The organism is Nocardioides sp. SYSU D00038, from assembly GCF_016924665.1.
Lineage (GTDB): Bacteria > Actinomycetota > Actinomycetes > Propionibacteriales > Nocardioidaceae > Nocardioides.
Window position 1 is genome coordinate 176768 of record NZ_JAFFJT010000024.1, and the last position, 18463, is coordinate 195230.

The 18463-nt window shown below is 74.0% G+C and carries 17 protein-coding genes; 5 read left to right on the plus strand and 12 right to left on the minus strand.

Annotation, left to right across the window (positions count from 1 at the left end):
• The first annotated feature begins 196 nt into the window (after nt 1-196).
• Nucleotides 197-670 (plus strand): DinB family protein, encoded by a 474-nt coding sequence (locus tag JT721_RS14580; RefSeq protein ID WP_205473965.1) that lies wholly within the window; start codon nt 197-199, stop codon nt 668-670.
• 11 nt (nt 671-681) lie between these two features.
• Here JT721_RS14580 and JT721_RS14585 read toward each other — a convergent pair whose 3' ends face one another.
• Genes JT721_RS14585 through JT721_RS14595 form a run of 3 tightly spaced genes read right to left on the minus strand, consistent with a single transcriptional unit; the run spans nt 682 to nt 3858 of the window.
• Entirely contained in the window at nt 682-1287 is a 606-nt protein-coding gene (locus JT721_RS14585; RefSeq protein WP_307828066.1) for a hypothetical protein, read from the minus strand.
• Nucleotides 1284-2639 carry an MFS transporter gene (locus JT721_RS14590; RefSeq protein ID WP_205473966.1) on the minus strand — a complete coding sequence of 452 codons (1356 nt, stop codon included), beginning with the start codon at nt 2637-2639 and terminating at the stop codon, nt 1284-1286. The genes JT721_RS14585 and JT721_RS14590 overlap by 4 nt, the downstream gene beginning before the upstream one ends.
• Nucleotides 2640-2682: 43 nt before the next feature.
• A complete protein-coding gene (locus tag JT721_RS14595; protein ID WP_205473967.1) occupies nt 2683-3858 on the minus strand; it encodes an MFS transporter in 1176 nt (391 codons plus the stop codon).
• 23 nt (nt 3859-3881) lie between these two features.
• Between JT721_RS14595 and JT721_RS14600 the strand changes: the two genes are divergently transcribed.
• Entirely contained in the window at nt 3882-4463 is a 582-nt protein-coding gene (locus JT721_RS14600) for a TetR/AcrR family transcriptional regulator (protein WP_205473968.1), read from the plus strand.
• A gap of 1037 nt (nt 4464-5500) precedes the next feature.
• Here JT721_RS14600 and JT721_RS14605 read toward each other — a convergent pair.
• The 6 genes from JT721_RS14605 to JT721_RS14630 are packed head-to-tail and all read right to left on the minus strand — an operon-like array spanning nt 5501 to nt 11516.
• On the minus strand, nt 5501-6466 hold the full coding sequence (locus tag JT721_RS14605) for an alpha/beta hydrolase (protein ID WP_307828067.1): 966 nt from the start codon (nt 6464-6466) through the stop codon (nt 5501-5503).
• Between the two features lie 28 nt (nt 6467-6494).
• Nucleotides 6495-7646: an acyl-CoA dehydrogenase family protein gene (locus tag JT721_RS14610; RefSeq protein ID WP_205473969.1), complete on the minus strand. Its 1152-nt coding sequence runs from the start codon at nt 7644-7646 to the stop codon at nt 6495-6497.
• Between the two features lies 1 nt (nt 7647).
• Nucleotides 7648-8892, minus strand: a complete 1245-nt coding sequence (locus JT721_RS14615; RefSeq protein WP_205473970.1) for an acyl-CoA dehydrogenase family protein — start codon at nt 8890-8892, stop codon at nt 7648-7650.
• Between the two features lie 28 nt (nt 8893-8920).
• Entirely contained in the window at nt 8921-9970 is a 1050-nt protein-coding gene (locus tag JT721_RS14620; RefSeq protein WP_205473971.1) for a phosphotransferase family protein, read from the minus strand.
• The gene (locus tag JT721_RS14625) at nt 9967-10764 is read right to left on the minus strand and encodes an SDR family NAD(P)-dependent oxidoreductase (RefSeq protein ID WP_205473972.1); all 798 of its coding nucleotides are present in this window, start codon (nt 10762-10764) and stop codon (nt 9967-9969) included. The genes JT721_RS14620 and JT721_RS14625 overlap by 4 nt, the downstream gene beginning before the upstream one ends.
• Nucleotides 10764-11516: an SDR family oxidoreductase gene (locus JT721_RS14630; RefSeq protein WP_205473973.1), complete on the minus strand. Its 753-nt coding sequence runs from the start codon at nt 11514-11516 to the stop codon at nt 10764-10766. Before JT721_RS14630 ends, JT721_RS14625 begins: the two co-directional genes overlap by 1 nt.
• A 60-nt stretch (nt 11517-11576) precedes the next feature.
• Between JT721_RS14630 and JT721_RS14635 the strand changes: the two genes are divergently transcribed.
• Both JT721_RS14635 and mgrA read left to right on the plus strand, forming a co-directional pair.
• Nucleotides 11577-12158, plus strand: a complete 582-nt coding sequence (locus JT721_RS14635) for a TetR family transcriptional regulator (RefSeq protein ID WP_205473974.1) — start codon at nt 11577-11579, stop codon at nt 12156-12158.
• 657 nt (nt 12159-12815) lie between these two features.
• Nucleotides 12816-13859: an L-glyceraldehyde 3-phosphate reductase gene (mgrA, locus tag JT721_RS14640; RefSeq protein WP_205473975.1), complete on the plus strand. Its 1044-nt coding sequence runs from the start codon at nt 12816-12818 to the stop codon at nt 13857-13859.
• Here the strand turns inward: mgrA and JT721_RS14645 are convergent.
• Genes JT721_RS14645 through JT721_RS14655 form a run of 3 tightly spaced genes read right to left on the minus strand, consistent with a single transcriptional unit; the run spans nt 13828 to nt 17147 of the window.
• Nucleotides 13828-14796 (minus strand): phosphatase PAP2 family protein, encoded by a 969-nt coding sequence (locus JT721_RS14645; protein ID WP_205473976.1) that lies wholly within the window; start codon nt 14794-14796, stop codon nt 13828-13830. The genes mgrA and JT721_RS14645 overlap by 32 nt on opposite strands.
• Nucleotides 14797-14840: 44 nt before the next feature.
• Nucleotides 14841-15980: an acyl-CoA dehydrogenase family protein gene (locus JT721_RS14650; protein WP_205473977.1), complete on the minus strand. Its 1140-nt coding sequence runs from the start codon at nt 15978-15980 to the stop codon at nt 14841-14843.
• A 12-nt stretch (nt 15981-15992) separates the two neighbouring features.
• Nucleotides 15993-17147: an acyl-CoA dehydrogenase family protein gene (locus JT721_RS14655; RefSeq protein ID WP_205473978.1), complete on the minus strand. Its 1155-nt coding sequence runs from the start codon at nt 17145-17147 to the stop codon at nt 15993-15995.
• 94 nt (nt 17148-17241) lie between these two features.
• Between JT721_RS14655 and JT721_RS14660 the strand changes: the two genes are divergently transcribed.
• The gene (locus tag JT721_RS14660; protein WP_205473979.1) at nt 17242-18024 is read left to right on the plus strand and encodes a hypothetical protein; all 783 of its coding nucleotides are present in this window, start codon (nt 17242-17244) and stop codon (nt 18022-18024) included.
• Nucleotides 18025-18463: the final 439 nt, after the last annotated feature.

Here is an 18463-nt window from a genome sequence, read left to right on the forward strand (position 1 = left end):
CGGCACGCCGGCGTGCGGTGGTCGAGGAAGGACGAAGTCCTGTCTCGAGACCCGGTGAGCCGACTGCTCTCCCGTCCCCGCCGGAGGGCGTTCGCCTGTCTGGGGTCTCGACGGGCGCTCGTCGCTGGCGCTCCTCGCTGCTCGACCACCAGCGCCCTCGAGCACCGGGGGCGGCGGTGTGAGGCAGGCTGGGCGGGTGGACGACGAGGCGTGGACCGAGGACCTGAGGCAGCGGTTCGACGAGCTGCTCGACGAGCACCGAGCGAAGATCGACGCGAGCCTCCACGGGCTGACCGAGGCGGAGGCGCGCCGGTCGCTGGTGCCGTCGCGGACCACCCTGCTCGGACTGGTCAAGCACCTCACCTACGTCGAGAAGGTCTGGTTCGACCAGGCCCTCACCGGCCGGTCGCTCCGCGAGATCGGGGCCCCGCCGACCCCCGACCGGTCGTTCGTGCTCGACGACGGCGACACGATCGAGTCCGTCCGGGCGGCGTACGCCGCGGCCTGCGCGAACTCGCGGCGCCTCGTCGCCGACCTGCGGCTGGACCAGGAGGTCACCGGTCGCGGGCCCCGGCCCGTGTGGGCGATCTACGCGCACGTGCTGCGCGAGATCGCGCAGCACTGCGGCCACGCCGACATCCTCCGCGAGCAGGTGCTGGCCGCCCGCTGACTGCGCAGGCGTCAGACCAGGTCGCGGAGGCGGGCCTCGAGGGAGTCCCTGACCGCCCGGGTGATCGCGGCCTCCATCTGCCGCTCCAGCGCCTGCTGGTCGTCGAGGTCGGCGAGCACCGCGCGCAGGTCGAGGTCCTCGATGGCGCGGGTGAGGACGTCGTCGGTCGCGAGCGCGGCGTCGACGACCGAGTCGGGCAGGGCGCGGATCGCGGCCTCGAGGAACCCGTTGAGGTCGGCGTTGTCGAGGGCCTCGTCGACCAGGTCGGAGGCGGGCGGCAGGGTGTCGTCGTCGGCCATCCGCCTCACGGCCGAGAGCAGGCCGGTGCGCAGGGCCTCGACCTGTGCGTCGGTGCGCTCGCCCGGCTGGGCGAGCTCGAGGGTCAGCGCCTCGCGACTGGTCCCCAGCTCGCAGGCGGCGCCGTCGATCCCGAGCAGCACCAGCCGCTCGGTGAGGCCGTCGATGCCGTCGGCCTGCGAGGTGACCACCCGGGGCGCGCACGGGTCGGCCGGCCGCAGCGGCTCGAACGTGCCACCGCCGTTCGCCACCTGCACGCCGAGCACGGCGGCCACCAACGCGAGCGCGACGGCCGGCATCGGCCAGGCACGGCGGCTCACGACGCGCTCCGGTCGCGGCGCCCGGGGAGGGCGACGGTGAGCAGCGCGAGCAGCGCCAGCCCGGCGCCGATGAGGAACGAGTCGCGGAACGCGTGGGTGGCGGCGCTCTCGAGCTGGACGTCGAGGTCGCGCTCGAGGCGCGCGGCGGCGGCGCGGTCGTCGGGGTCGAGGGTGGGGACCAGGCGGTCGAACGCGCGGTGCAGGTCGGGCACCTGACCCCGCTGGCCCGAGAGCTCGGCGCCGAGCTCCTCGGCGAGGGCGATCTTGTCCTGCGGCTCCAGCGGCGCGTCGAGCACCAGCGCGGTGATCGCCTCCTGGGCGGGCACCTCGGCATCGCGGAGGTCGGCGGTGAAGACCGGCGTGAGGATCGCCAGCCCGACGACGACCCCGACGTGACGGGCGGCGATGGTCCACCCGGCGTGCCGCACCCGCGGCAGCCGCATCTCCATCGCCTGCGCGGTCAGCCGGTCGACGGTGAGGCCGAGCCCGAGGCCGACCAGCGCCTGGGGGGCGACGGTCCAGGCGAGCGAGGCCGACGGCGGGATCGCCAGGCCGGCCAGCCCGCCCGCGACCAGCAGCGAGCCCACGGCGACCTCGACCGCCGGCGAGGGTCGGAACAGCCGGGCGAACGGTCGTGCCGCCAGCGCCGCGAGCGGCACCACCGACACCGTGAGCGCCGCAGTCGCCGGCGACCGGCGCCACCCCTCGACCAGCAGCAGCACGAGCAGGAACAGGGCCGCGGTCAGGGCCGCCGACAGCAGTGCCAGCGTCAGGTTCGGGCGGACGGCTGGCCGGTGCCGGTCCGGGGCGGGCGCCGGGCCGGCCCGCACGGACAGGGCTGCCGGGACGGCCAGCGCCGCGAACGGCACCTGCACCACGAAGATCGCCTGCCACGAGATCGCCTGGGTGAGCAGGCCACCGGCGACCGGGCCGGTGGCGGTGCCGACCACGCCGGCGGTGACCCAGGTGGCGACGCCGCGCCGCTCGCCGTACTCGTCGACCATCAGCTCCAGGCAGCCGACCAGCGCGAGTGCCCCGCCGACCGCCTGGAGGCACCGGGCCAGGATCAGCACCTCGATCGAGTCGGCCAGCGCGCACCAGGCCGACGTGCCGGCGAACACCGCGACGCCGAGCGCCGTGAGGTGGCGCGGCGCGGTGCGGCCGAGGACGAGCGCGGCCGGCACGGCGCCCAGCCCCAGCACCAGGTTGAACGTGATCAGCACCCACGCGACCTGCCCGACGGTCGCGTCGAGCTCGGCGAGGATGTCGGGCAGCGCCAGGGTCACCACCGCCGAGTCCGCGAGCACCAGGGCCACGGTCACGGCGAGGAGCGGGGCCACGGCACGACGCACGGCGCCATCCTCGCAGCCCGGGCCAGCCCGCCCGGGGCGAGGCTCAGCCGCCGGCGGGCACCGACCGTCGCGGCGACGGCGCACGGGAGCACCCCGCGGCGACCGCGGTGACGGCGGCCGCGACGACGAAAACGCCCGACAGGCCGATCGGACCGGACAGCACGCCGGCGACCGCCGACCCGGCGGCCTGGCCGACCACCAACGCGATGAACAGCAGCGAGGTGCCGGCCGCGGCCCGGTCGGGCACCAGCGCCGAGGTCCAGGCGATCAGGGCCGAGCTCGCCGCGACGAACCCCCACCCGAACACCACGCAGGCCACCACCGGCAGCACCGGCAGCCCGGCGCCCAGGCCCAGCGCAGCGGTCGCCAGCGCGGCGGTGGCGGCCGTGACCAGCCAGGCCCGGGGTGGAGGCAGGGCGCCGAGCCGCCCGCTGGTGACGACGGTGAGGGTGCCGCCGACGCCGATGCCGATCCAGGCGACCACCGTCAGCGGCGTGCTCGCCCCCGCCTCGACCAGGTGGGTGCGGCCGTAGGTCCACGTCGCCGCGGAGGCGGCCCCGAGCAGCACCGCGGCGGCAGCGGGCACGGCCAGGTCGGTGAGCCAGCGGGGGTCGGTGAGGCCGGTGGGTGGCTGGGGCTGGTCGTCGGCGGCCGGGTCGTGGCGGTCGAGCAGCAGCACGGCGACGCCGGCCGCCGCGGTGAACGCCGCGGCCACCGCGAACCCCGCCCGCCAGTCGGGCAGCAGCAGCGCGAGCAGCCCGGCGCCGACGAGGCCCGGGCCGGTGCCGGCGTTCACCGTCGCCTGCCCGCGGTCGAGGTGGGGCCGGCCGACGTTGCGCGCCACGACGGCGACCAGCCCCGGGGAGGCGAGCCCGGCGCCGCAGGAGGCCAGCACCGCCGCCGGGACGAACACGGCCAGCCCCGGGGCGAGCGCCATGCCGGTCGAGCCGACCGCTGCGGTCGAGAGCGCACCGACGACGAGGGCACGGGGCCGGTGGGGCGCCAGCAGCCCGGCGAGCGCGCCCAGGCAGTACGCCGCCGAGGCGCCGGAGGACACGTAGCCCGCCACCGCCGACCCCATCGACACCGACTCCCGGATGTCGGGCAGGAAGAGGCCGTACGCCAGCCGCACCAGCCCATAGGTGCCGGCGATCAGGCAGGTGCCCGCCACGACGAGCGCCGTCGTGCGGGTCGCGTCGAACGAAAACGTTCGTTTCACTTTGTCGAGTCTAGGGTGGAGGGGTGAGCACCCGCGAATCGACCCGCACCCGGCTGCTGGACGCCGCCGACGAGCTGCTCTTCGCGGCCGGCGCCACCAACGCCCCCGTCGACCGGATCCTCGAGCGCGCCGGCGTCTCTCCCGCGACCCTCTACCGCGCCTACGGCAGCAAGGAGGCGCTCGTCGCCGCCACCCTCGACCGGCGCCACGAGGCCTGGCTCGAGGTCTGGGACGCCGCCGTCGCCCGCGCCGGCAGCGACCGTGACCGGCTGCTCGCGGTCTTCGACGCGCTCGACGACTTCCGCCGGCGCCGTACGGGTGCGCGCTGGTGCGCGTTCCTCGGCACCGCCGCCGGTTACGTCGATCCGCCACCGGTGCTGGCCGCCGCCGTGAGACAGGAGACCGAGGCGCTGCGCAGCCGCCTGAGGCGCCTCGCCGAGCCGCTCGTCGGCGACCAGGCCCCCGTCGTGGCCGACGCCCTGGTGCTGGTCCTCTCCGGCCAGCTCGCCGTCCGCCTGCGCCCCGGCATGACCCGCACCTCCGCCCGCAGCGCCCGCGCGATCGCGGCGATGGTGGTGGACCACCCCGACCGGTTGGGCGCCTGACCGGTCGCTGGTCGAGGTGCGAAGGCCGCCAGGCCTGAGCCTCGGGACCCGTGAGACAGAAGCCCTCCCTCGCCGCTGGTTGAGGAGGGACGAAGTCCCTCACTCGTTACCCGGTGATCCCACAGCCCTCCCTGTAGCGGGTGACTCCGCGGACGGTGCTCGGGCGGGTGGTGACTGCGGGCTGGTGTGATCCGGGCGGGTGCTGACTGTTGGTGGGTGTGGGTGCGGGGTGCCGCGCGTGGTGGGGCACTGCGGCTGCTGCGCGCCGGACGTCGTTCGGCACCCGTTGCCGTGTCGCCGGACGCTGCCCTGCCGCGCCCAGGTGGTCAGCGGCACCACATCGGGCGTTGACGTGCCGAACGCCGCCTGTCGCTCCGCCGCCTCCGTGCGTGCGGCGCGGCAACCCGGCGTGCGGACGGCGGGCACCGCTGGTCGAGCAGCGAGCGCCAGCGAGCGGCGTCGAGACCCGGTGAGCCAAGAGCCCTCCAGTGGGCACCGGAGGGCGTTCGGCCGTCTGGGGTCTCGACGGACGCTCCTCGCTGGGGCTCGTCGCTGCTCGACCACCGGTGGGTGGCGCCGGTCGAGGTGCGAGGAGCCCTGGCGACGAGCCTCGAGACCCGGTGAGCCGAGTGCCCTCCCGTTCCCACCGGAGGGCGTTCGGCCGACGGGGGTTTCGAGACAGTCGCTAGCGCGACTTCCTCAACCAGCGCGGGGCCAGGAAGGCGTTCGGCCGTCTGGGGTCTCGACCACCGCTGGTTGAGGAAGGACGAAGTCCTGTCTCGAAACCCGGTGAGACGAACGTCCTCCCGTTCCCACCGGAGGGCTTTCGTCGTACTGGGTTTCGAGACAGTTGCTAGCGCAACTTCCTCAACCACCGGTGGCCTCGAGACCCGGCGAGACGACCGCCCTCCCGTTCCCACCGGAGGGCTTTCGTCGTACTGGGTTTCGAGACAGTTGCTAGCGCAACTTCCTCAACCACCGAGGGCGGTGCTGGCGCGACTTCCTCAACCACCGCGGGCATTGCGGGCGCGGCGTCCTCAACCAGCGGCGGGGGTGGGGTGGAGGAGGGAGCGGAAGAGGTGGCAGGTCTCCTCGACGGCGGCCTGGGCGGCGGGGGAGTGGCGGCCCATGTCGACGAAGCCGTGGATCAGCCCGTCGAAGCAGCGGTACGACGTCGGCACGCCGGCGGCCGAGAGTGCCTCGGCGTACGCCGCGCCCTGGTCGCGGAGGGGGTCGAACTGGGCGGTGACCACCACCGCGGGAGCGAGGTCGTCGAGGCGGCCGCGGAGCGGGGAGAGGGTCGGGTCGTCGAGGCCGGTGCCGCCGAGGTGGCCGACGTACTGCTCCATGAACCACGCGATCGTCGGCAGGTCGAGGAAGTAGCCGTCGGCGTTCTCGGTGAGCGACGGGTGGTCGCCGGCGAGGTCCGTGCCGGGGTAGACGAGCAGCTGGCCGGCGAGCGGGCGGCCGGCGTCGCGGAACGACTGCGCCACGACCGCGGCGAGGTTGCCGCCCGCGGAGTCGCCGGCGACGCCGAGCACCTCGGTGCCGCCGTAGTCGGCGAGGTGGTCGTGCACGTGGGTCGTCGCGGCCAGCGCGTCCTCGTACGCCGCCGGGGCGGGGTGCTCGGGGGCGAGGCGGTAGTCGACCGAGACCACCACCGCGTCGCAGAGCGTGGCGATCGTGCGGCAGGTGAGGTCGTGGGTGTCGAGGTCGCCGATCACCCAGCCGCCGCCGTGGAGGAAGACCACCGTGGGCAGCGGGCCGGTGGCGCGCGGCCGGTAGACGCGCGCTGCGACCGGGCCGGCGCCGCCGGGCACGGTGGTGTCGTCCACCGCCTCGACCTGCGGCAGCAGCGACTGGTCGCGCAGGTCGACGGCGAGGGTGCGGAACGACGCCCGCGCCTCCGCCGGCGTGCCCTCGTGCATCGGGCGGGTCGCGGCGGCGTCGAGGAACGCCAGCAGGTTCGCCAGGTCGGGGTCGAGGCGCGGGTCACGGGCCACGGTGGGGTCCTCTCGGGAGCGAAAGTGGTCAGACGAACGCGCTGATGCCGGTCTCGGCTCGACCGATCAGCAGCTTCTGGATCTGGCTGGTGCCCTCGTAGAGGGTCATCACCCGGGCGTCGCGGAGGTACTTCTCCGCGGGGTACTCGTCGACGTAGCCCGACCCGCCATGCACCTGGATGGCGTTGTTGGCGGCCCGCACCGCGGCCTCGGAGGCGAACAGCTTGGCCTTGGACGCCGCCGTGCCGAACGGCTCACCGCGGTCGACGAGGTCGGCCGCGCGCCAGACCAGCAGCCGAGCGGCGTCGGCGTCGAGGGAGATGTCGGCGATGAGGTCCTGCACCAGCTGGAACCCGGCGATCGGGCGGCCGAACTGGGTGCGCGAGGTGGCGTAGTCGACCGAGATCTCCAGGCAGCCCTGGACGATGCCGACGCAGCCGGCGGCGACGGAGATCCGCCCCTTGTCGAGCGAGGACATCGCGATCTTGAAGCCCTGCCCCTCCTCGCCGAGCAGCGCGTCGGCCGGCACCCGGACGTCGGAGAGGAACAGCTCGGCCGTCGCCTGGCCGCGCAGCCCGAGCTTGCCCTTGATCTCGCGGGCCTCGAAGCCGGGGGAGTCGGTGGGCACGAGGAACGCCGAGACCCCGCGCGGGCCCTCGCCGCCGGTGCGGGCGAAGACCAGCGCGACCTGCGCCCAGGTGCCGTTGGTGATGTAGAGCTTCTGCCCCGAGATCACCCAGTCGTCGCCGTCGCGGCGGGCGCGGGTGACCAGGCTGCCGGCGTCGGAGCCGGTGCCGGGCTCGGTGAGCCCGAAGCAGCCCAGGGTGGTGCCGGCCGCGATGCCGGGGAGCCAGCGCTGCTTCTGCTCGTCGGTGCCGAACCCGAGGATCGACTTGCCCACCAGGCAGTTGGAGACCGACACGATCCCGCGCAGCGCGGAGTCGGCGCGGCCGAGCTCCTCCATGCCGAGGGCGTAGGTGACGTAGTCGCCGCCCACGCCGCCGTACTCCTCGGGGATGGTCAGCCCGAAGAAGCCAAGCTCGGCCAGCCGCGGCACGATCGCCAGATCGACCTGCTCCTCGCGGTCCCACCGGGTGCGGTGGGGCACCGCCTCGGCCTCGAGGAGCTGCCGGGCGGCGGCGCGGAAGCTCTCCTGCTCGGGGCTCAGCGACAGGTCCACGTCACTCAGCGCCCGCGCCCGCCACCGGGTGGCGGGCGATCTCGGCCTTGGCCAACGAGTTCTTGTGCACCTCGTCGGGTCCGTCGGCCAGCCGCAGCGTGCGGATGCCGGCGAACGCGTTGGCCAGCGGGAAGTCCTGGCTCAGCCCGCCGGCCCCGTGGGCCTGCATGGCGCGGTCGAGGATCTCCTGCACCACCTTGGGGGTGGCGATCTTGATGGCCTGGATCTCGGTGTGGGCGCCGCGGTTGCCGACCGTGTCCATCAGCCACGCGGTCTTGAGCACCAGCAGCCGCAGCTGCTCCACGGCGACGCGCGACTCCGCGATCCAGTCGCGGATGACTCCCTGGTTGGCCAGCGGCCGGCCGAACGCGACCCGCTGCTGAACCCGGCGGCACATCAGGTCGATCGCCATCTCGGCGACCCCGATCGCCCGCATGCAGTGGTGGATCCGGCCGGGGCCGAGGCGGGCCTGGGCGATCGCGAAGCCGTGCCCCTCCTCGCCGATCAGGTTGGCGGCCGGCACCCGGACGTCCTCGAAGACCAGCTCGGCGTGGCCGCCGTGCTCGTGGTCGTCGTAGCCCAGCACGTGCATCGGCCGCACCACCGTGAGGCCGGGGGTGTCGCGCGGCACCAGGATCATGCTCTGCTGGCGGTGCCGCGACGCCGACGGGTCGGTCTTGCCCATCACGATGAAGATCTCGCACTCCGGCGCGACCGCCCCGGTGATCCACCACTTGCGACCGTTGACGACGTACTCGTCGCCGTCGCGCTCGATCCGGGTGGCGATGTTGGTGGCGTCGGACGAGGCGACGTCGGGCTCGGTCATCGCGAACGCAGACCGGATGCGACCCTCGAGCAGCGGGTGCAGCCACCGTTCCTGCTGCTCGGGGGTGCCGAACATGTGCAGCACCTCCATGTTGCCGGTGTCGGGCGCGGCGCAGTTCATCGCGGCCGGTGCGAGGTGGCCGCTGCGGCCGCTGAGCTCGGCGATCGGCGCGTACTGGAGGTTGGTCAGCCCGCCGCCCAGCCCCCCGGTGTCGCCGGGCAGGAAGAGGTTCCACAGCCCGCGCGCCCGGGCCTCGGTGCGCAGCTCCTGGAGCACCGGCGCCGCCGTCCAGGCGAACGGGTTGTCCGAGGCGGCGAGCTGGTCGTGGAAGACCTGCTCGGCCGGGTGGACGTGGTCGGCCAGGAACGACTCCATCGTCGCGATCAGCTCGCGGGTGCGGTCGTCGTAGCTGAAGTCCATGCGGGGTCTCCCTCTCGTGGGTGGTGCGTCAGGGCCGGGTGTCGAGGGCGGCGAGGCCGGCGGCGAGCAGCGGCTCGACGGCCTCGCCCATGGCGTCGAAGCCCTCCCCGACGGTCTGGCCGAGCTGGTGGCGCAGGTTGATGCCCTCGCAGATCACCGCGAGCTTGAGGTGGGCCAGCCCGAGGCGGAAGCCGATCCCGGACAGGTCCCGGCCGCTGCTGGCGGCGTAACGGGCCAGGTGCTCCTCGGTGGCGGGGTAGCCGGGCGCCGTGCTGGCGTCGGCGACCGCGTTGCCGGGGTGGAGGTTGCCGAGGTCGTCGTAGACCATCAGCAGCGCGACGTCGGTGAGCGGGTCGCCGAGGGTCGCCATCTCCCAGTCGACGACGGCGCGCACCGGCTCGGCGTGGTCGGCGTCGACCAGCAGGTTGTCGAGCCGGTAATCGCCGTGGACGATCGTGGCGTCCTCACCGTCGCCGGCGGGCACCTCGGCGGCGAGCCGCTCGAGCAGCCGGTCGGCGTCGGGCAGCGGCCGGGTCTTGGAGGCGTCGAGCTGCATGCCCCATCGCTTGACCTGGCGGCCGAGGAAGCCGAGCGGCCGACCGAACCCGTCGAGCCCGACGGCCGCGGGGTCGACGGCGTGGAGGCGGGCCAGCACGTCGATCATCTCGGTGGCGATCGCGCGGGTGCGCTCGGCGCCGAGCTCCTCGAGCTGGGCGCGGCTGCGGTAGGGCGTGCCGACGACCCGCTCCATCACGTAGAACGGCTCGCCCAGCACCTCCGGGTCGGTGCAGTGGGCGTAGGTGCGCGGCACCGGCACGTCGGTGTCGGCCAGCGCCGACATCGCGGTGAACTCCCGGCCCATGTCGTGGGCCGTGGCCAGCACGTGCCCCAGCGGCGGCCTCCGCACGATCCACCACGACGTCCCGTCAGTGACCTCGTAGGTCAGGTTCGACTTGCCGCCCGCGATCACCCGGGCCCGCAGCTCGCCAGCCACCTCGCCGGGGCGGACACCGTCGTACCAGCCCCGGAAGGCGTCGAGGTCGAGGCCGGGTACGCCGCTCGCCTGCAGCTCGCTCATCGCGCACCCTCGGTCAGCGCGTCGACCTTGGCGCGCAGCCTGCGCATGCCGCCCAGCCAGGCGTCGGTGTCGGCGGCCCGGGCGGCGTAGTAGCCCGCCACCTCGGGGTGGGGCAGCACGAGGAACCGGTCGTCGGCCAGCGAGTCGACCCACGCGTCGGCCACCGCCTCCGGGGCGAGCGCGTCGTCGTGGGAGAGCAGGTCCTTGAGCGGGCCGGCCTGGTCGAGCATCGCGGTGCGCACGCCCTGCGGGCAGATCGCCTGCACGGTGACGCCGCGGTCGCCGTAGGTCAGCGAGAGCCACTCGGCGAAGCCGACCGCGGCGTGCTTGGTGGTGGAGTACGCCGCCGCGCCGATCATCGAGAGCAGCCCCGCGGCCGACGCGGTGACCACGAACCGGCCGCCCTCGCCGTCGGCCAGCCAGCGCGGCACCAGGGTGCGCGCGGCCCGCACGTGGGACATCACGTTGGTCTCCAGCATCGCCGCCCAGTCGTCGTCGGGCAGCTGGAGGCTGTCGGGGTGGGTGCGGTCGATGCCGGCGTTGGCGCAGTAGACGTCGACGCGGCCTAGCGCATCGGTGGCGCCGTCGACCAGCGCGGTGACGCCCGCCGCGGAGGAGCAGTCACCGGGCAGGGCGGTGCCGCCCACCTCGGCCGCGACCGCGGCGGCGGTCTCGGCGTCGAGGTCGTTGACCACGACGCGGGCGCCCTCGGCGGCGGCCCGGACGGCGAGCGCCCGGCCGATGCCGCGCCCGGCGCCGGTGACGACGACGCCGCGGCCGTCGAGCGCACCCATCACACGCCCCCGGTCAGCGACACGCCGCCGTCGAGCACGATGTTCTGGCCCGTGACCCAGGAGGCCTCGTCGGAGAGCAGCCACGCGACCGCCGAGGCGACGTCCTCGGGGACGCCGAGCCGCTTCACGGGGTAGCGCGCGGCGGTCTCCTCCTCGTGGCCCTCGTAGAGCGCCTGGGCGAAGCGGGTCTTGACGATGGCGGGGGCGACGGCGTTGACCCGCACCGTGGGGCCCATCTCGACCGCGAGGCTCTCGGTGAGGCTGAGCAGCATGGCCTTGGTGGCGCCGTACCACGAGATCATCGGGGCCGGCCGCACGCCCGACAGCGAGGAGACGTTGACGACCGCGCCGCCGTGCTCCTGCATCCAGGCCCGCCAGGCCTCCTGCACCCAGGCGAGCGCCGCGACGACGTTGACCTCGGTGACCTTGCGGGCGGCGTCGAGGTCGAGCTCGACCAGGGGGCCGAAGACGGGGTTGATGCCGGTGTTGTTGACCAGCAGGTCGAGGCTGCCGAACGTCTCGATCGTGCGGGCCACGGTCTCGGCGCGGTGGTCGGCGTCGCCGGCGTTGCCCGCGATCCCCAGCGCGTGGTCGGCACCGCCGAGCCGCTCGACCGCCTCGGCCAGCTGCTCGGGCTTGCGGGCGGTGACGACCACCCGCGCCCCCTCCGCGACCAGCCGTTCGGCGATCCCGAGCCCGATGCCGCGGCTGGCCCCGGTCACGATCGCGACCTTGCCGTCGAGACCCCTCATCCGTCCTCCTGCGTCGTCCGGTCGTTGCGGGTGACTAAGCGCTTGCTTACTATCGCTGGCATGACGGCCGAGGTCAACGCGGGGGCACGCGAGCGGCTGCTGGCCGCCGCGGTCACGGCGTTCTCGGTCAAGGGCTTCCACGGCACCACCACCCGCGACATCGCCGCGGCGGCGGGGATGAGCCCCGCGGCCCTCTACGTGCACCACCGCTCCAAGGAGGAGCTGCTCCACCTGATCTCCCGCGAGGGCCACGACCGCACCCTTGCCCTGTGCCGCGCCGCGGTCGCCGCGTCCGACGATCCCGTCGTCCAGCTCACCGCGCTGGTGGGCGACTTCGTCCACCACCACGCCGTCAACCACGTCTCGGCCCGGGTGGTGAACTACGAGCTCGCCGCCCTCGCCCCCGACCACCGCGCCGAGATCGACGCCGTGCGGCACCAGATCGACGGCATCGTGCGCGACGTCGTCGATCGCGGGGTCCGCGCCGGCGTCTTCACCACCCCCGACCCCCTGATGACCGCCGCCGCCCTGGTCTCCCTCGGCGTCGACGTCGCCCGCTGGTACGACGAGCCCGGCTGGCCCCCCGCCGCCCTCGCCGACCACTACGTCGAGCTCGCGCTGCGGATGGTGGGTGCCGGCTGAGGAGGGGGCGCTGGCTGGTCGAGCAGCGAGCGCCAGCGAGCGTCGTCGAGACCCGGTGAGCCGAACGCCCTGCCGTAGGTGGGTGGCTCTGCGCGCGGAGCTCGGGCGGGGGCTCACTCGCTGTCGTCTGATCCGGCGGGCGGGGGCTGTTGGTGGGTGGGGTGCGGGGGGCCGCGCGTTGGGGGGGCACTGCGGCTGCTGCGCGCCGGACGTCGTTCGGCACTCGTTGCCGTGTCGCCGGACGCTGCCCTGCGGTGCCCTGGCGTTCGCTGCGGCGCCACGCCGCCGTTGACGTGCCGAACGAAGCCCGTCGCTCCGCCGCCTCCGTGCCAGCGGCGCGGCATCCCGGCTTGCGGTGGTCGAGTCCAGCGAGCGTCGTCGAGACCCGGTGAGCCGAGTGCCCTCCCGTTCCCACTGGAGGGCGTTCGGCCGTCTGGGGTCTCGACGGGCGCTCCTCGCTGGGGCTCGTCGCTGCTCGACCACCGATGCGGGCGGTGGTCGAGGTGCGAAGGCCGCCAGGCCTGAGCCTCGAGACCCGGTGAGGCGAGGGCCCTCCCGTTCCCCTGGGGGCGTTCGGGTGCGCGGGGTTTCGAGGCTCGCTTCGCTCGCACCTCAACCAGCGCGCAGCTCGAACCACCCGGGTGGCAGGGTGGGGGCATGGCCTACACCGCAGCCGAGGACCGCTACGACACCGAGACCACCGGGATGCGCTACCGCCGGTGCGGACGGAGCGGGTTGCAGCTGCCGGTGCTGTCGCTGGGGCTGTGGCAGAACTTCGGGACCGACCGGCCGGAGGAGGTGCAGCGGGCGATCCTGCGCCGCGCGTTCGACCGGGGCGTGACCCACTTCGACCTGGCCAACAACTACGGGCCGCCGTACGGCCGGGCCGAGGAGAACTTCGGGCGCTACCTGCGCGACGACTTCAAGCACCACCGTGACGAGCTGGTGATCTCGACCAAGGCCGGCTACGACATGTGGCCCGGGCCGTACGGGCAGGGCGGTGGGTCGCGGAAGTACGTGCTGGCCTCGCTCGACCAGTCGCTGACGCGGCTCGGGCTCGACTACGTCGACATCTTCTACAGCCACCGCTTCGATCCCGACACTCCGGTCGAGGAGACGATGATGGCGCTCGACCGGGCGGTGCGCTCGGGGCGGGCGCTCTACGCCGGCATCTCGTCCTACTCCGCCGCCCGCACCCGCGAGGCCGCCCAGATCGCGCGCGAGCTGGGGACGCCGCTGCTGATCCACCAGCCGTCCTACAGCATGCTCAACCGCTGGATCGAGGAGGACCTGCTCGACGAGCTCGAGGCGCAGGGCATGGGGTGCATCGTGTTCACGGCGCTCGCCCAGGGGCTGCTGACCGACAAGTACCTCGACGGCATCCCCGCCGACTCCCGCGCCGCGCGCGAGGGGTCGACGGTGCCGGGGGAGTCGTTCGACGAGCAGACCCTCACCCACGTACGACGCCTCAACGAGCTCGCGACGGGCCGTGGCCAGAAGCTCGCGCAGCTCGCGCTCCAGTGGGCGGTGCGCGACCCGCGGGTCACCTCGGCCGTGATCGGGGCGTCGTCGGTGGAGCAGCTCGACGCCAACCTCGACGCGCTCTCCGGGCCGCCGCTCACCGAGGAGGAGCTGGCCGAGATCGACCGCCACGCGGTCGACGCCGGGATCAACCTGTGGGCTCGGTCGACCGGGTCCTGACCCGGCGCTCCTCCCAGATCCGGCAGCCGGCCATCACGACCGCGGCGAGCAGGGCGCCGGCGACGATGTCGATGACGTAGTGCTCGGCGTAGTAGACCAGCGCGGTCGACATCGCGAGCGGGTAGAGCGCGAGCAGCCAGCGCAGCGGCGTGGTGAGCCGCCAGATGGCGTACATCGCGATCAGGTAGCTGATGCCGGCGTGCAGCGACGGCATCGCGGCGACCGGGTTGCCGACGCCGTGCAGGATCAGGTCGATCCGGTCGAGCCCCAGGTCGCTCCAGCCGCGGCTGGTGATCCGGGTGACCTCGGTCTGCAGCAGCCCCTCCTGCGAGGCCATCCACGGCGGCGCCATGGGGTAGACGATGTAGACCACGAGCGCGCCGTAGTTGATCGCCAGGTAGCGGCGCATCCACAGCACCCACTCGGTGCGCTTGCGCACCCACAGCACGCCGGCGATGGTGAGCCCGGCGACGAAGTGGGTGCAGTAGACGGTCGTGAGGAGGACGTCGTACCAGCGCGGCGCGCTGTCCTTGGTGCACGGGTCGGCGCACCACGCGTCCTGGAGCCGCTCGGTGGGGGTCAGCCCGCCACCGAGCCACTCGTCGAAGCGGATCGGCATCCGCCAGTGCACCGGCAGCCCCAGCTCGTCGGTGAGGCCGCGGGAGAAGAAGTAGATGACCAGGCCCACCACGACCGGCCACCAGTCCCGCAGGAAGGCGAGGTGGTGGCGCGGCGGCGCCTCGATGTTCCAGGCGATGGTGCCGAGGTAGAGCCAGACGATGACCTGCACGGGGTCGTTGGGCACCCCGACGGTGAGTGACCAGGCGACCAGCAGCCCGGCGTAGACCGCCATCGCTGCGGCCCGCACCGGGCGTCGGGTGCGACCCGGCCCGGGCACCTCCTCGAGGTCGGCGCGACCGTCGACCTGCTGGACCATGGGCTAGAGGGTAGACAACCCTCTCAGCCCCGTGGGGCACCGGCTCAGTCCAGCGGCTCCAGCGCGCCGTGGTCGAGGACGTCCTCGGCCAGCTCGCGCAGCACGTGACCGCCGTCGCCGAGCAGGTGGTCGAGAGCGGTCAGGTGCGCGGTGTAGCTGCCCACGCTGTACTCCGCCGTCATCGCGATGCCGCCGTGCAGCTGGATCGCCTCCTGCCCGACGTGCCGACCCGCGCGGCTGACCTGGAGCGCGGCCCGCTGCGCGGCGGTCGCCACCTCCGCCGGGTCGCCCTTGGCGACGACCATCGTGGCCCAGTCGACGATGCTCTGGGTGAGCTCCTGCGAGACGTACATGTCCGCGGCCCGGAAGGTCAGCGCCTGGAAGGTGTTGAGCGTGACGCCGAACTGCTTGCGGCTCGTGAGGTACGACGTGGTGGCCGCCAGCGCGGTCTGCATCGCGCCGAGGGCCTGGTTGGCGGCCATCACCCGGGTGATGTCACGCACCGTGGCGATGCTCGCGGTGACGTCCTGCCCCGGCGTGCCGAGGGGTGCGGCGGCCGTGCCGTCGAGCAGGACCCGCGCGGCCCGGCCCCCGTCGAGGGTGCGGTAGCCGCTGCGCTGGGCCGCGTCGCCCTCGACCAGGAACAGGCCGGTGCCGCCGTCGGGCAGCGCCGCGCTGACGACCAGCAGGTCGGCGCGGGCGCCGTGGAGCACCGGCTCCTTGGTGCCGCTCAGGGTCCAGGTGTCACCGTCGACGGCGGCGGTGACCTCGGACGCCGTCGACGTCCAGCGGGTGCCGGGCTCGTCGTGGGCGAAGGCGAGCACCCGCTCGCCGGTCGAGAGCGCGCCGAGCACCTCGCCGCGCTGCTCGGGGGTGCCCACCGCCGAGACCAGCCCCCCGGCCAACACGACCGAGGTGAGGTAGGGCTCCGGCGCGATCACGCGCCCGAGCTCCTGGCAGACGATGCCGATCTCGACCGGCCCGGCGCCGACACCGCCGTCCTCCTCGGCGAACGGCAGCCCCAGCAGGCCCATCTCGGCCATCCGGCGCCACTGGTCCTCGTCCCAGCCGGGGTCGTCGGCCACGGTGCGGCGGCGCTGCTCGAAGTCGGAGTAGGCCTTGCCGGCCAGGCCGCGCACGGCGTCGCGGAGCGCGACCTGCTCGTCGTCGTAGGTGAAGTCCATCGTCGTGCTCCCTCAGAGTCCCAGGATCGTCTTGGCGATGATCTGCCGCTGCACCTCGTTGGAGCCGCCGTAGATGGAGGCCTTCCGGAAGTTCAGGTACGTCGGCGCGGCGCGCTGCGCCCACTCCTCGAGGCCCGACCCCTCCTGGGCGCCGAAGACCAGGGCGCCGGAGCCGGCGAGGTCGAGGGTCAGCTCGCTGACCGCCTGCTGGAGCTCGGAGCCCTTGAGCTTGAGCACCGAGCTGGCCGGGTGGGGCGCGCCGTCGGCGGAGCGGGCGACCACCCGCAGTGCGGTGAGCTCGAGGGCGAGCAGCTCGTTCTCGAGCTCGGCCACCCGGGCGCGCAGCAGCGGGTCGTCGGCCAGCACGGCCGCGCCCTTCTCCTTGGCACGGGCCAGGGCACCCTTGACCTGGCCCACCGGGGCCACCCCGACCCGCTCGTTGCCGAGCAGGAACTTCGCGATCGTCCAGCCGCCGTTGAGGTCGCCGACGAGGTTCTCGCCCGGCACCCGGACGTCCTCGAACCACACCTCGTTGACCTCGTGGCCGCCGTCGATCAGCTCGATCGGCCGCACCTCCACGCCCGGGGTGGTCATGTCGATGAGCAGCATCGAGATGCCGGCCTGCTTCTTCACGTCGGGGTCGGTGCGCACGAGCGTGAAGATCCAGTCGCCGTACTGGCCCAGCGTGGTCCAGGTCTTCTGGCCGTTGACCACCCAGCCGTCGCCGTCGCGCACCGCGGTGGTGCGCAGCGAGGCGAGGTCGGAGCCGGCGTCGGGCTCGGAGAAGCCCTGGGACCACCAGATGTCGAGGTTGGCCGTGGGCGGCAGGAACTTCCGCTTCTGCTCGTCGGTGCCGAAGTGGGCGATGACCGGGCCGATCATCGTGGCGTTGAAGGCCAGCGGCAGCGGCACGCTCGCGGCCTGGAGCTCCTCGTGCCAGATGTGGCGCTGCAGCTCGGTCCAGTCCTGCCCGCCCCACTCGGTGGGCCAGTTCGGGACGGCCAGCCCGGCGGCGTTGAGCACCTGCATGCTCTCCACGAACTGCTCCTTGGTGAGCTCACGGCCCTCGCGCACCGCTTCGCGGATCTCCTCCGGCACCTCGGTGGTGAAGAAGGTGCGCACCTTCTCGCGGAACTCCTGGTCCTCGGCGGACAGCTCCAGCTGCATCCCGGACACCCTCGCTTTCGTCGTGTCCCGCCATTCTGGCGCGTGGGTGGACACGACGACATGGGCGGGGCGCCCAACCAGTACCGTCCCGGGCATGCGTTCCCTTCCCGTGCTCGCCTGCGCCCTCGTGCTCGTGCTGGCCGGCTGCGGTGGCGACGACGGCGCCGAGGCCGACCGGTCGCCGTCGTCGTCCGCCTCGGCCTCGGGCGACGACGCCGTCTCCGACGAGGACGGCGACGGCGAGCCCGACGGCAGCAAGGACACCGACGGCGACGGCGTGCCCGACGCCGACGACGCGGACGTCGACGGCGACGGCGAGCCGGACGCCGGCGGCTCCGGCGGTGGGTCGGGGGGTGGCTCCGGGGATGGCTCCGGGAGCGGCTCCGGGAGCGGCGGGTCGGGCGGCTCCAGCGGCAGCCGGCCGAGCGAGGCGCTGAAGAACTGCACCACCTCGGTGACCGCGACGTACCCGGACGGCGAGTCGTTGCGGCTCACCCAGGCCGGCGGCATCAACCTCGGCGGGCCGATCCACACGCTGCACGCCGCCGACTTCCCCGTGCCGATCGACCGCCTGGCGACCAAGGGCGTGCAGCCCAAGGCCGACCAGCACCTCGCGACGGTGTTCCTCACCGCCTACAACGCCGGCGACGACCTCCGTGACCTCGAGGCCGGTCAGGTGGTGCGGTGGACCGCGGAGTTCGGCGTGCTGACGTTCTCGGTCTCCCTCGACGGCGGCGGGCGGGCGTACGGCACCGCCGACGGGGCCACCGGCACCGTCGAGGTCGTCGCCGTCGACGCCGGCGGCGTCTGCCTCGACGTCGACTACCGCGACGAGGAGAAGTCGCTGGTCGGCACGATCGCGGCTCCGCTGGGGTAGCGCGGCGCCGGCTCGGGCGGCCTGGGTGGTCGGGTCGCCGCGAGGTGGCGGTGGGTCAGCCTCGTTCTCCGCCGCGCGAACGGGGGTCTGCTCACCGCTGCCTGGGTGGCCGCGGGGTGGCGGTGGGTCAGCCTCGTTCTCCGTAGCGCGAACGGGGGTCTGTTCACCGCTGCCTGGGCGGGCCGCGGGGTGGCGGTGGGTCAGCCTCGTTCTCGGTAGCGCGAACGGGGGTCTGCTCACCGCTGCCTGGGCGGGCCGCGGGGTGGCGGTGCGTCAGCCTCCATCGCCGGCCCGCGAACGGGGGCCTGCTCACCGCTGCCCGGGTCGCCGCGGGGTGGCGGTGCGTCAGCCTCGTTCCCCGCCGGGCGAACGGGGGTCTGCTCACCGCTGCCTGGCGAGCCGCGGGGTGGCGGTGCGTCAGCCTCGTTCCCCGCAGCGC